At 44.8% G+C, this 12,297-nt stretch carries 12 protein-coding genes; 2 read left to right on the top strand and 10 right to left on the bottom strand.

All coding sequences use genetic code 11. The annotated features are described in order from the left end of the window. Positions 1-357 precede the first annotated feature (357 nt). Positions 358-1,023 carry a helix-turn-helix transcriptional regulator gene (locus L2717_RS06210; protein WP_220772390.1) on the top strand — a complete coding sequence of 222 codons (666 nt, stop codon included), beginning with the start codon at positions 358-360 and terminating at the stop codon, positions 1,021-1,023. 213 nt (positions 1,024-1,236) lie between these two features. Here L2717_RS06210 and L2717_RS06205 read toward each other — a convergent pair whose 3' ends face one another. The 10 genes from L2717_RS06205 to sfsA form a co-directional block, all read right to left on the bottom strand. Further along, the gene (locus L2717_RS06205; protein ID WP_220772387.1) at positions 1,237-2,727 is read right to left on the bottom strand and encodes a curlin; all 1,491 of its coding nucleotides are present in this window, start codon (positions 2,725-2,727) and stop codon (positions 1,237-1,239) included. 14 nt (positions 2,728-2,741) lie between these two features. Continuing rightward, complete coding sequence (locus L2717_RS06200; protein ID WP_220772386.1) at positions 2,742-3,161, bottom strand: curlin; 420 nt, start codon at positions 3,159-3,161, stop codon at positions 2,742-2,744. Positions 3,162-3,669: 508 nt separating this feature from the next. Further along, positions 3,670-4,197: a DUF4124 domain-containing protein gene (locus L2717_RS06195; RefSeq protein WP_220772384.1), complete on the bottom strand. Its 528-nt coding sequence runs from the start codon at positions 4,195-4,197 to the stop codon at positions 3,670-3,672. 281 nt (positions 4,198-4,478) lie between these two features. Continuing rightward, entirely contained in the window at positions 4,479-5,324 is an 846-nt protein-coding gene (panC, locus tag L2717_RS06190) for a pantoate--beta-alanine ligase (protein WP_220772382.1), read from the bottom strand. Between the two features lie 27 nt (positions 5,325-5,351). After that, positions 5,352-6,146, bottom strand: coding sequence for a 3-methyl-2-oxobutanoate hydroxymethyltransferase (gene panB / locus L2717_RS06185; RefSeq protein WP_220772381.1), 795 nt, complete (start codon positions 6,144-6,146; stop codon positions 5,352-5,354). A gap of 56 nt (positions 6,147-6,202) precedes the next feature. Further along, positions 6,203-6,691, bottom strand: coding sequence for a 2-amino-4-hydroxy-6-hydroxymethyldihydropteridine diphosphokinase (folK, locus tag L2717_RS06180; RefSeq protein WP_220772379.1), 489 nt, complete (start codon positions 6,689-6,691; stop codon positions 6,203-6,205). Further along, a complete protein-coding gene (locus L2717_RS06175; RefSeq protein ID WP_220772367.1) occupies positions 6,691-8,217 on the bottom strand; it encodes a polynucleotide adenylyltransferase PcnB in 1,527 nt (508 codons plus the stop codon). The genes folK and L2717_RS06175 overlap by 1 nt, the downstream gene beginning before the upstream one ends. 19 nt (positions 8,218-8,236) lie before the next feature. Beyond that, a complete protein-coding gene (gene gluQRS, locus L2717_RS06170; protein WP_220772426.1) occupies positions 8,237-9,142 on the bottom strand; it encodes a tRNA glutamyl-Q(34) synthetase GluQRS in 906 nt (301 codons plus the stop codon). A gap of 229 nt (positions 9,143-9,371) precedes the next feature. After that, complete coding sequence (gene dksA / locus L2717_RS06165) at positions 9,372-9,815, bottom strand: RNA polymerase-binding protein DksA (RefSeq protein ID WP_076497683.1); 444 nt, start codon at positions 9,813-9,815, stop codon at positions 9,372-9,374. 163 nt (positions 9,816-9,978) lie between these two features. Then, on the bottom strand, positions 9,979-10,683 hold the full coding sequence (gene sfsA, locus L2717_RS06160) for a DNA/RNA nuclease SfsA (protein WP_220772365.1): 705 nt from the start codon (positions 10,681-10,683) through the stop codon (positions 9,979-9,981). Positions 10,684-10,863: 180 nt separating this feature from the next. Here sfsA and pepB point away from each other — a divergent pair, with 180 nt between their 5' ends. Continuing rightward, entirely contained in the window at positions 10,864-12,156 is a 1,293-nt protein-coding gene (gene pepB / locus L2717_RS06155) for an aminopeptidase PepB (protein WP_220772364.1), read from the top strand. Positions 12,157-12,297: the final 141 nt, after the last annotated feature.

Below are 12,297 nucleotides of genomic sequence, written 5' to 3'. Positions count from 1 at the left end.
TCCCCTCAGTGTTTTAAAGCAGTCGTGTGATGACATTCAGTTGTCACACTCTAGCGCTATTTTAGTGTTGATTTTATGTTGCAACTGGCGAGCGTTATCTGCATAGTCAAAATGTACTAGGAATAATAGACGTGTCCTATCTTGTGGTTTTTTACACTATTATGCTATTTGTCTGGGGTAAAACAGTCTTTTTTACCAAAGCAAAGTCGGGAATAGTACATTTGGGTGATGTTTTTACCTCCTTAACTCGTCAGAATCGACAAGGTTAATAAGATGTTTAAAATTAAAACAACATAGGTTGGTCAAAGCATCCTCATTTGCGCATCAAGACATCATACTTTTCAGGGAGAAGAGTCTGTGAGCACGATTAATGAATTGGTTTTTTTACATCAAATGGCTGCTCCATGTCATTTAGCTTTACTCGCCGAATCCATCGGACTGAAAACCCGCATAGTGAAGAATACCGCAGAGTTAGATTTAGATAAAAGTAGTCGCAGTTTTTATTTGATTACCCAAAAAGGTGCTGCATTAGATAATAAAGGGATCCCTTTACTAGCTTCGCGTTTAGTGTCGCACTTCCCTGTTGCCTTGTATCAAGTTGAGCGCGACTCTCTGGACCAAGAGTCAGCCATGTTGCTGGGCATTCGAGGTATTTTATTTGCCGATCAACGTATGGATTTAATGTTGACTGGGTTACGTAAAATGGTGGCTGAAGAGCTTTGGTACGATAGAACATTGTTGAGTAAGATGTTTCGGCGTGTAGTGCAAAAACTAGATGGTAATAATGAAATATCGTCAAACACAGTCGCTATGTTACAGATGCTGACATCTCGTGAGCGTACCATTATTCAATTTGTTTCTAGTGGTGCGAGGAATAAAGAAATCGCCCATAGGTTATGTATTAGCGAACATACAGTGAAAGCGCATATTTCCTCTATTTTCCGTAAAACTCAATCTAGAAACCGTGTTGAATTATTGCGTTGGGCGCAAACTTATCAAACTCACTTCGAGTTGTGCAGCTAATATTTAACAATTCTCACCCCCCTCATTTTATTACTAATTTAGGGGTTTTATGGTGAGTTTATAGGCTTAAGCTGATGTGCTCATTGCAGTCACAGCCTTTGTATAAAATGGACACAGTAAAAAGCGGAAATGTTGATATCAACATTTCCGCTTTTTGATCTGCGCTTTGGTTAATCACCACATGATTTGGCTGTTAACCGTTATTGCAGTTGATTAGTATTGCACCACACTGGCAATGTTCATGTTGCCTGATTGGTTAACGCTAATGCTATTGTTATTACCCGCTTGAGAACCTACTACCAAGTTGTCATTGCCAGCTTGAGTAATCAACAGGCTGTTATTATCACCGGCAACAGTAAATGAGCTATTATCATCACCGCCTACCCAGTTACCATTACCTGATTGAGCAATTTGTGCTGTGTTTTCATCACCTTCGATAATTAAATCGATAAGGTTTAAATCGCCATTTTGCAGTGCAGTGACATCAGCATTATTGTTGCCAGCAACAGAGATCAATGTTTCGTTCTGATTACCATCTTGCTCGACATCTACTTCGTTATCGCTACCCACTACATCTACATAAGCGAAGTTAACATCACCTTCTTGGCTAACTTCGATGCTGTTGTCTTCACCTTCAGCGAAGGCAACGATTTCGTTGTTATCACCTTTAGAAGATAAATCGAAATCGTTATCTGTACCGTATGCACCAAAGGTTGCGAAGTTAGCATCGCCTTTTTGCTTTAAATCAACATCGTTGCTATTGCCCCATACTTGGAACTCAGCACCGTTGACATCGCCTTTTTGGGTGATAGTAATATCGTTATCATCACCTCGGATATCAGCCACTAGCGTATCACCAATAGTGTTGCCACGACCATTTTGAGTAATATCGACACTGTTGTCATCACCTGTGGTCATCGCAAGGTAAGCCGTGTTGCCTTTACCTTTTTGATCCATTGAAATATCGTTATCGCTGCCAGCTAGTGCGTAAACGAAACCAACATGGTTATCACCTTTTTGGACCATGTCTACAGTGTTATTGTCGCCAGCAATACCCTTAGCCGCGCCAAAGTTATTGTTACCGGCTTGATTAACAGAAACGTCGTTGTTGTTACCTACGTTAGCACTTAGGCCAAGTGAAATTAAACCCGCTTGGTTGTTATCACCTACTTGCTTGATTTTACCGTCGTTATCGTTGCCTTCAACGCGAAATACTGCCAAGTTAGCATCGCCGTCTTGCTTAACCGATACGCTGTTTTCAGTACCAGTGATTTCAACTTGGCTGTCGTTGACTTCGCCTAATTGAGTTACGCCCACTACGTTATCGTTACCAGCAACATCGTTGCTGCTCTGGTTAAAGAAACCATTTTGCGACACATCCACATTGTTGCTGTCACCTACAACATTTGCACTTGCCACATGCCAGTCAACTTGTTGCGTTATTTTGACTGTGTTATCTGTGCCTGTAGAATTAATAGTCGCTTCGTGCCACACACCGTTTTGTTGCACAGTTGCGACTTGATCTGTACCTGTCTGCACTACTGAAGCACCATTAATGAGACCCGTTTGTGAGACTGTGGCTTCTTGACCTTGGCCAGATTGCACTACGCTAATATCGCTCACTGAGCTGGCTGCAAACGCATTGCCGCTTAAACCTGTTGCAATGGCCAAAGCAATAAGAGATTTTTTAGCTTGTGATTTCATGTGACACTCCCTGTTTAATATTGAGTTATTGAGATTGCAGCACCATCTGCAATCTGTTGAATCGAAAAATTACCGCTGCCTAGTTGGTTCAGTTGCACTAAATTGTCATTGCCAATTTGTGTCACTGAAGCCGTATTTTGACTGCCGACTTGCAGTAGTTGAACTTCATTATTTGACCCAATCTGTGTAATTAGCGCATCGTTATCATTGCCGACTTGTGTTACATCGGTTTTGTTATCGTTACCTGATTGGAACAGTAATCCTTGGTTTGCATTGCCTTGTTGAACCAGCTCGATAAGGTTATCGCGACCAGAACGTTCCAGTAATGCCTGAAGGGTTACGGGTAACTCGCTGACATTCAACTCTTGTGCTGAGGTCATACAACTACATAGCAAGATGAGCGATACCAAAAAGCGTAGAGATAAATTTGGCACGTGTGACTCCCTGCATGCATCAAATACTTTGATTTATCTAAAATACGAATAAACCAAGTTCAGCCATAAAGGTACGGGGCATACGAATATCAATCAATTGGTCGAAAGGGTATGAATATAGAAATGTTATATAAGAGGATTTTTGGTTTATCTTTATTATCACATTGATTAAATAGTCTTTTTATCTGCACTGTCGACTTTTTATTGAGTGTGACTAACCTAGTTGGTCTAGTAGTTAAGTCTTATTTTGCGTGAGTCGTTTTTTGTGTTTACATGATATAGGGAGTATGGCGAGTAATGACTGACGGTTTACAGTGGGGATTTGATATGCCCATAGCACTCAGATCTTGTTTAACCTTCTGGTTTATTTACATTATATTTTATAGTAAATCAGCTGAGATATAAGTGGTAAGACTGGTACGTTAAAGGCGGGAGGAGTTAGCCATAATAGATGTAATAGTGCTTGCTGCCATCATCGATGGAGTAGAAATGGGCGCCTCAAACAGTCTTAATGTGTTTCAGACTCTTTGACAGCGTTAGGGCTAGCTTCGGTTGTGATATGGTTTTTTCGAGCATTCAGCAGCTGTATCGCCTTATTATTATTGACTGATAATGTCGTAAAGTGACTGTTGATATCGTTCATTTCCTTTATATATTCAGGATCACTTTGCTCTTGGTTTTGCCAATAACGTTTGCGTTCTAATTTTTGTAATTCACTGGCGCGCAAAATTTCAAAATAACTATTTTCTTGTTTTAGACGATAGATTTCGCCATCGAGCAGTTGCAATAATTTTTCTTTTGAAATGGATTGGCTATTCAGTAGAGCTTGTAATGGGTCGACTCGAATGTCTTTTTTATCTGAATCAACTTCAGTCGTCACTCCTAATTGATACTCGATTTTATGCTGGCTAAATTCTTGCGGACAAGCAGTTTGGCTAAAGATCACCTTGTCATCTTTGCGGCATTTATAAATAGTATTTGCCTGAGCGACACTTGGTAAAATAACACAAATTAGGGTGAGTATCAGTCTTGCCATTAGGCCACAAATCCTTTGTAAATAGCATAGTGATTATGATGGTCGTCTTTTTAATATGCGAGATAACTCGTTATGGCTATTTAGCCTCTATTTGGGCGTGAGTTTACCTTAATTTAACATCTTCACCATACTATGACGTAATTTATTTAATAAAACTAGTTTTTGATAAGACAATTTTTTTGTAGTTTAAGTTGATGATAAGCTGGGGAATATTGGGTTTTTATGGTATTGAAAACACAAAAAAGGAGCTCTTAGCTCCTTTTTTATTATTGATTGCAGGGTTAGCGATCAAATCTTAAATTATCAATAAGCCGCGCTTTACCAATATAAGCCGCCGCTAGAATGACTAAGGCTTGATCTTGTCTTTGCGCTACTTCAAGCGTGTGAGCATGGCGAATCTCAAGATAATCGGGCGTAAATCCTGCGGCCACTAAACTGGCTTTCGCTTGTTCAGTCACAGCGTCAACACTCTCGCCTTGTTTTATCCCTTTTTCCATGGCATCGATGGCTTTTTTGAGCGCTGGTGCTGCGGCTTTTTCAGTGGCAGTGAGGTAGCCATTACGTGAACTCATGGCTAAACCAGAGTTCTCACGTATGGTATCTACACCAATAATTTCAATCGGTAAGGACAAATCTTCAACCATAGTTTTGATCACTAATAGTTGTTGATAATCTTTATTACCAAAAAAAGCTACATCGGGTTGGACTATGTTGAATAGCTTACAAACTATGGTCGCTACTCCACGGAAATGTCCCGGGCGGCTAGCACCACAAAGCACGTTGGAAATCCCAGGGACTTCAACATAGGTTTGTTGCTCTAGACCTTTAGGATACATCACCGCAGGCGTTGGCGTGAACAATAGTTCGGCTCCGGCTGCAGTAATGGCCGCGCTATCGGCCGCAAGTGTACGTGGGTAGGCATCGAGATCTTCATTTTGGCCAAATTGCATTGGATTAACAAAAATCGATACCACCACATGGTCGCACTTTTGCGCCGCTTCCCGTACTAAAGTAATGTGTCCCTGATGGAGGTTGCCCATGGTTGGCACAAAAGCGATGGTTTCGCCCTTGGCACGCCATGCACGCACTTGAGTGCGAATATCATCAATATGGGCGCTAGTGATCATTGAGCCTTACCTTGCATAAATCTATGACTAATTAAAAGTGTGTTCGTCGCTAGGGAATATCCCTTGGGCCACTTCGTCGATATAAGCTCGCACGGCAGAACGGATTTCGCCGGTTTGCTTTAGGTAGTTTTTCGAAAAACGTGGAATATAACCACTTGAAATACCTAGTACATCATGCATAACTAAAATCTGGCCATCGGTTGATGCGCCAGCACCAATCCCAATCACCGGAATCGTTAAGGCTTCAGTTATCGCCGCGGCAAGTGGCGCTGGAATACATTCAACCACCAATAGTTGAGCTCCCGCGGCTTCCATCGCTTTGGCTTCGTCAATAATACGTTGAGCATTTTCTGCATCGCGGCCTTGTACTTTAAAACCACCAAATACATGGACAGACTGCGGCGTTAAACCTAAGTGAGCACATACTGGAATACCGCGCTCGGTCAGTTTAGTCACGGTTTCTAGCAACCAATGGCCGCCTTCGACTTTGACCATGTTGGCACCGGCCTGCATTAACTCAGTCGCGTTAACCATGGCTTGCTCTGGTGTAGCGTAACTCATAAAGGGCATATCGGCGATCAGCAGGGCACGTTCAATCCCGCGGCGGACACAGCGAGTGTGGTAAGCGATATCTGCTGTAGAGACGGGCAGGGTATCGTCATGGCCTTGTAGCACCATACCTAAAGAATCGCCGACGAGCAGCACATCTACACCTTCGCTATCGAACGCGCTGGCAAAACTGGCATCATAGGCTGTCAGTGCCGTGAATTTTCTACCTTCCCGCTTATATTTCAACAGGGTTGAGCTAGTAATTTTAGACATATGGATGATCTTCAAACCAAATAGAAGTGGTGTTATAAGCTAACTGGAGACGGACTTCAATGATCAATGCCCAGTTGTTGTAATTCGGACAACATTTTTGCATCGATGAGACTTGTGATTGCAGTGCCACAGGGCAAAATAAGACTCGGTGCAATAGCGGCTAAAGGTACGAGCACAAAGCTGCGCTCTTTCATGCCGTAGTGGGGCACTTTGAGTCTGGGAATATCAATATTCTCATTGCCATACAAGAGTAAATCGAGATCTAAGGTTCTAGGCCCCCAGCGCTCAAGGCGTACTCGCCCTTGAGTGTTTTCAATGTGCTGCAGTGCATCGAGTAAGGCTAATGGCGCAAGCTCAGTATCAAAACTGACCACGGCATTGACATAATCGGGTTGCACAACATCGCCCATGGGCACCGAGCGGTAATAGGGGGAAACGTGTAGGCGGTTTTCTAAGGCTAATATGGACAATGCCGTAACGGCATTGTCCAATTGGGTCTTGGGATGTTCAAGATTTGCGCCTAACGCAACATAAACGCGAGGCATTATTCAGCGGCTTTTACTTTTGGCGCACTGGTTGGCGCAGAACCATCGGCATTTGGCGCACGAGGAGGACGACGGCGACGCTGAGTGGCATTACGGTTACGGCTTGGTGATTTACTGCCGCCACGGGCAATGGCTAGGCGCTCTGTTTCATCGGCTTCGACAAATTGTTGCCACCAAGCTGCACTCTTAGCCAGATTACCTGCTTCGACTTCACCTCTGAGCAATAGCAAATCGTATGCGGCTCTAAACTTAGGATGCTCCATCAGTTTAAAGGCGCGGGTACCTTGGCTGCGGTCAAAGCGTAACTGTAACTGCCAAATATCTTTTGCTGGCGTACTAAAACGGCGTGGAATGCTAATGGTTTGGCATTGCTGCTCCATTACATCGCCCATCGCAGCAAAAAAAGCATCATATAAAGTTAAGCCACTTTCAAGCGCAATATCTTCAGCGCGTTGGCGTAGTGGATACCAAAGTATGGCGGCATAGAAGAAAGAGGGCGTGACCGGCTTATCTTCGTTAACGCGTTGGTCGGTACTCTTCATGATAGCTTGTAGCATCTTCATGGGAGCGCCTTTCGGATCATCCTTTAGCAGTGCTGCCACTTGCGGAAACAGTGGTTCGAATAGCTTATATTCTTGCATTAGCTCAAAGTTGGCTAACGCTTTGCCTGCAAAGAAGAGTTTTAGTATTTCTTCATACATGCGTGCGGCGGGAATATCTTTTAACAGTGGGGCTAATTGTTTAATTGGCGCTGCAGTTATGGGTTCGATAGTCATGTTGAGTTTAGTGGCGAAACGCACGGCCCTTAACATGCGCACGGGATCTTCACGGTAACGGGTTTCAGGATCGCCAATTAACCTTAAGGTGCCGGCTTTAAGATCGCTCATACCGCCGCCATAACTGCGAATAGAGTAGTCGCTGATATCGTAATAGAGCGCATTAACGGTAAAGTCGCGGCGTTCGGCATCTTCGTCGATTTCACCATAGACGTTATCGCGCAGCAAACGCCCTTCGGCATTGGCTTTAGAGACTTTTTCGTTGTTCTCGCCATGGTGACCGCGGAAGGTCGCGACTTCGATAACATCGCGGCCGAAAACGATATGCGCCAGACGGAAACGACGACCGACAACACGGCAATTACGGAATAGCTTTTTGATTTCTTCTGGCGTTGCGCTGGTGACAACGTCGAAATCTTTCGGCTCAATCCCTAAAAGTAAATCGCGTACGCCGCCGCCGACTAAATAGGCCTTAAAACCTGATTTATTCAGTCGATATAATACCTTAAGGGCATTTTCGCTAATTTGTTTGCGCGAGACGGTATGGGCGTCTCTTGGCACTAACTCTAAGCTTAGCGCACCAGAACTTTGTTCGGGCGTGGTGGGTTCAGTCTGAGCTTGAGTTGGAGCGGTCGTTTTAGGCGCGTCTTCAAATAGCTGTTTGCAGAATTGGCTGATACGGCGAAAAATGGGACACCTCGAAATATGATCTGTTATTTGATTAAAAATCTGGCGGCTATCATATACCAAATGCAGCCTAATGAGTATATCAGGGCTCGATCAGTATCTCAGATTGTTGCGGGATTGCAGATAATTGAAACTGAATCACTGCTTGCGCGAGCATTTGTGCCACATTAGTCTGGTTTTCAACCGGTGCTTGGCCTAAAAAAACCAGTGCCGCATTGAGACTCGCCTGTGGATTCTGCGTATCAATCGCCTGTGCGTGATTTTGTTTGGAAAGCTTAAAGCCTTTACTGATACAGGCCAGCGGGAGGTGCAACCATTGCGGTGCAGTCAAACCAAAGTTTTGATACAAGCTCAGTTGACGGCAACTGGCTTCGATTAAATCACACCCTCGAACCACTTCAGTAATCCCTTGATAGGCATCGTCGAGCACCACGGCCAATTGATAGGCGTACAGGCCATCACTGCGTTTGATAATGAAATCCTCTGCTGCAAAATGGCTGTCGACTTTAATATGGCCCATTAAATTATCATCAAATTCTTGCACTCTGGCCGTATTGACGATTCGCACGGCGCCCATCTTTAAAGCCTGAGCGGCGGGTAATCGGTGGCAGCGACCATCGTAGACACCGCCCATGGCTTGAATTTGTTTGCGGCTACATTGGCAGAAATAAGCTTTATCTTGAGCGAGTAGCGCATCAATGTGAGCTTGATAGGCCTCAGTACGCTGGCTTTGATATAAAGGTGCATCATCCCATTCAAACCCATAGGCTTCTAGGGTGCGTAAAATATCATCGGCAGCACCTTTGACTTCACGCGGAGGATCAATATCTTCGATGCGGATTAACCACTTACCTTGTTGCGAACGGGCGCGCAAATAACTACCAAGGGCAGCGATAAGCGAACCAAAATGTAAGGCGCCTGAAGGCGAAGGTGCAAAACGGCCGACATAGGGTTGGCGGGATAAATCACAGTGCAATGGATTTTGCATAATATCTAGCAAGCATTTGAAAGCTGGGGAGTAATAAAAGTTGACGTATTTTAGAGGCAGATAAGAATAAAAGCGAATGCTGGTGTATGGAGGCGAGTATGGCGTTAACTTAGATTTTAAAACCTAGCTCTTAAAACTCGGATTTTGAAATTGAGATATCGAAGTTGAAGTGTTGAAATTGTTTGGCTACAAAAAAATAGGCGGGGAAATCCCCGCCTATGATGTTTGATTAACCAGCCATTTGTTTCTCTTTGATCTCTGCAAGCGTTTTACAGTCGATACATTGATCGGCTGTTGGACGCGCTTCGAGACGGCGAATGCCTATTTCAACACCGCAAGAATCACAGAAGCCGAAGTCGTCTTCTTCAATTTTTTGCAGTGTTTTTTCGATTTTCTTGATCAGCTTACGTTCTCTATCGCGAGCACGAAGTTCGAGACTGAACTCTTCCTCTTGTGCTGCACGGTCAACAGGATCGGGGAAGTTTGCGGCTTCATCCTGCATGTAGTTAAGAGTACGGTCGACCTCTTCACGCAACTGATTGCGCCAAGCTTCAAGAATTGTCTTGAAGTGACCCAGTTGCTTAGCGTTCATGTACTCCTCACCCGGTTTTTCCTGGTAGGGAGTTACACCTGCGATAGCGAGTACGCCAAGTTTTTTGGTGCCTTCAGGCATAACGCATCTCCTGTAATCATTTGCGTTTGTAGGGCGTCCTTAAGAACGGCCGCTATCTATACCAGAATCTTTACATCGAGGCAAACTTTTCATAGTGCTTTGTTTGAATTGTTTGACTGCGTTCGCGAATGTAAACGAAATAATGTTTAACGCAGAATTAACATTATGTTCGGATAACGCAGGCATGGACTAGGTTAATCTCTGTGGGGGATATTTCGCAGCGATAAGCTAATACTTCAACTCCGGCTAATACGGCTACTTTCAGTAGCTTAGCATATTCAGGGTCGATATGTGCCGCTGGAGCGACGCAGGTTATCTCTGAATGTTGTACTACAAATAACAGCACCGCCCTATGGCCAAGGCTAACCATATGCATTAATTCACGTAAGTGTTTTTGGCCTCGCAGACTCACTGCATCGGGGAAATAGCCTTGACCATCCTCAAGCAAAGTACAACTTTTGACTTCTATATAACAGGCGGGTTTTTGAGCAGCTTGCAGCAGGATATCGATACGGCTATTTTCATCACCGTATTTTACTTCACGGCTTAGGCTGTCATAACCCGTGAGCTCCTTGATGATACCTTTATTGATCGCATCCTCCGCGAAGGCGTTAGCTTGGCTGGAGTGAATGCCAATTAAGCCGCCGTTGGGCGTAGTCATTAATTCCCACGTATGGGCATATTTGCGTTTAGGGTTATCAGAGGTCGAAAACCACACCGTTTCACCAGGATACAGGCAGTTTCGCATCGATCCCGTATTAGGACAATGTAGGGTAATTTCACTGCCATCGCTTAGCTGCACATCGGCCAGAAAACGTTTATAGCGGCGCAATAAAATGCCCTGTTGTAGTGGCGGAGCAAATTCCATCAGTAGACCTATCTCGGCTGTTCTAGGCCGCAAAGCCTAGCAAATTTCGCAAATGTTTACAGATTTTACCTGAGTAACTTCGCTCAATTGCTTTGCGCTGCTGACGGCTAGCAGTAAACTGCCGTCATACCGTTTGTTCTAATTGATTGTTCTAAAAAGAATCGAAAATAAGGATCCCAAATGAGTGAACTAAAAGTAACTGAATTGATGAAAGTACAATTAACCAAAGATGCGCCCGCTGCCCATTGGGGTAAAGCCGATGTAACTTTTACTACAGACGGCGCGCAAATTCATTTAGCCGGTGGCGATGAACTGCGTCAAATTCAAATGGCGGCCCGTAAACTGCGCAGTCAAGGCATTAGCTGTGTGGTATTGGCTGGGCAGTTGTGGGATCTCAATAGCCAGTGGGTATTCGCCCAAGGTTTTGCTACTGCCAAAACAGGCTATCAAATCCATTGGTGTGGTAATAAAGCGGTACAAGCTGAATTGCAACGCCGATTTGATGTGGCAAGCTTTGCCCGCAAGCTTATCAACGATACGCCTGAAAACCTGTCACCAGTGAAGCTCGCCCAACAAGCGGCGAAATGGTTGGCTGAAATCGGTGGCGACAAAGTGAGCTATCGGATTATCGAAGGTGAAGCGCTGCTTGAAGAGCAGTGGATTGGTATTCATGCCGTGGGCCGTGGCAGTGAACGTCCACCAGCAATGTTAGAGTTAGACTTTAACCCATTAGCCGCTGATGCACCTGTATCGGTTGCCCTTGTGGGTAAAGGGATCACCTTTGATTCTGGCGGCTACAGCATCAAAGCCTCCGAGGGCATGTTAGGCATGAAATGCGACATGGGCGGCGCCGCCACTGTGACCGCCGCGCTCGGTTTAGCGATCAAATCTGGCCTAAATAAACGGGTTAAACTGTTCTTATGTTGTGCTGAAAACCTGATCAGCGGCCGTGCTTATAAGTTAGGTGATATTCTGACCTACAAAAATGGCGTAACTGTTGAAGTGGTTAACACTGACGCAGAAGGGCGTTTAGTGCTAGCCGATGGTCTACAGGCCGCTTCTGCTACTGGTGCACCTTTTATTATCGATGCCGCCACATTAACGGGCGCTGCTGTAATGGCAGTTGGCTCAAACTACAACGCAATTTTCTCGCCACAGGCTGATGTATTGCAACTGGCTCAGCAAAAAGCCATCAGTGTTGCCGAGCGTGTTTGGCCGCTACCGCTGGACGCTTGGCATAAAGAAATGTGCCCGTCGGCCTATGCTGATACAGCCAACAGCCGCGCAATGAAAGGCGGCGGTGCCGGCGGCGCTTCTAATGCGGCAGGTTTCCTATGGCGCTTTGTTGCACCAGAAGCAAAATGGTTGCATGTTGACTTAGCGGGCGCCTTTGAAGATTCAGCTTCTGCACTGTGGGGCGCTGGCGCCACGACTCACGGTGTATTGACCATCAGTGAATTAATCAAAGGCTAAACCTAGGTCAAAGTCAGATATGTTAGCTAAGTTCTGTTGAGGTTTTACTGACTTGATGAAAACCGCCTTCGGGCGGTTTTTTATTGGGTGAAATCCGATGACAAACATCCGCTTGGCTATTATATGGCTCCATGGCATGTT

The sequence above is a fragment of the Shewanella glacialipiscicola genome (genome assembly GCF_023283485.1).
Lineage (GTDB): Bacteria > Pseudomonadota > Gammaproteobacteria > Enterobacterales > Shewanellaceae > Shewanella > Shewanella glacialipiscicola.
The sequence above is the reverse complement of the archived record's forward strand: the minus strand, read 5'-3'. Positions and strand labels throughout refer to the sequence as shown.

What these genes read in the sequence shown, in the direction of transcription:
- L2717_RS06205 (WP_220772387.1), bottom strand. Translation starts at nt 2,727, where the DNA reads ATGAAATCACAAGCTAAAAAATCTCTTATTGCTTTGGCCATTGCAACA.
- panB (WP_220772381.1), bottom strand. Translation starts at nt 6,146, where the DNA reads ATGTCTAAAATTACTAGCTCAACCCTGTTGAAATATAAGCGGGAAGGT.
- gluQRS (WP_220772426.1), bottom strand. Translation starts at nt 9,142, where the DNA reads ATGCAAAATCCATTGCACTGTGATTTATCCCGCCAACCCTATGTCGGC.
- pepB (WP_220772364.1), top strand. Translation starts at nt 10,864, where the DNA reads ATGAGTGAACTAAAAGTAACTGAATTGATGAAAGTACAATTAACCAAA.
- folK (WP_220772379.1), bottom strand. Translation starts at nt 6,691, where the DNA reads ATGCCTCGCGTTTATGTTGCGTTAGGCGCAAATCTTGAACATCCCAAG.
- dksA (WP_076497683.1), bottom strand. Translation starts at nt 9,815, where the DNA reads ATGCCTGAAGGCACCAAAAAACTTGGCGTACTCGCTATCGCAGGTGTA.
- panC (WP_220772382.1), bottom strand. Translation starts at nt 5,324, where the DNA reads ATGATCACTAGCGCCCATATTGATGATATTCGCACTCAAGTGCGTGCA.
- L2717_RS06195 (WP_220772384.1), bottom strand. Translation starts at nt 4,197, where the DNA reads ATGGCAAGACTGATACTCACCCTAATTTGTGTTATTTTACCAAGTGTC.
- sfsA (WP_220772365.1), bottom strand. Translation starts at nt 10,683, where the DNA reads ATGGAATTTGCTCCGCCACTACAACAGGGCATTTTATTGCGCCGCTAT.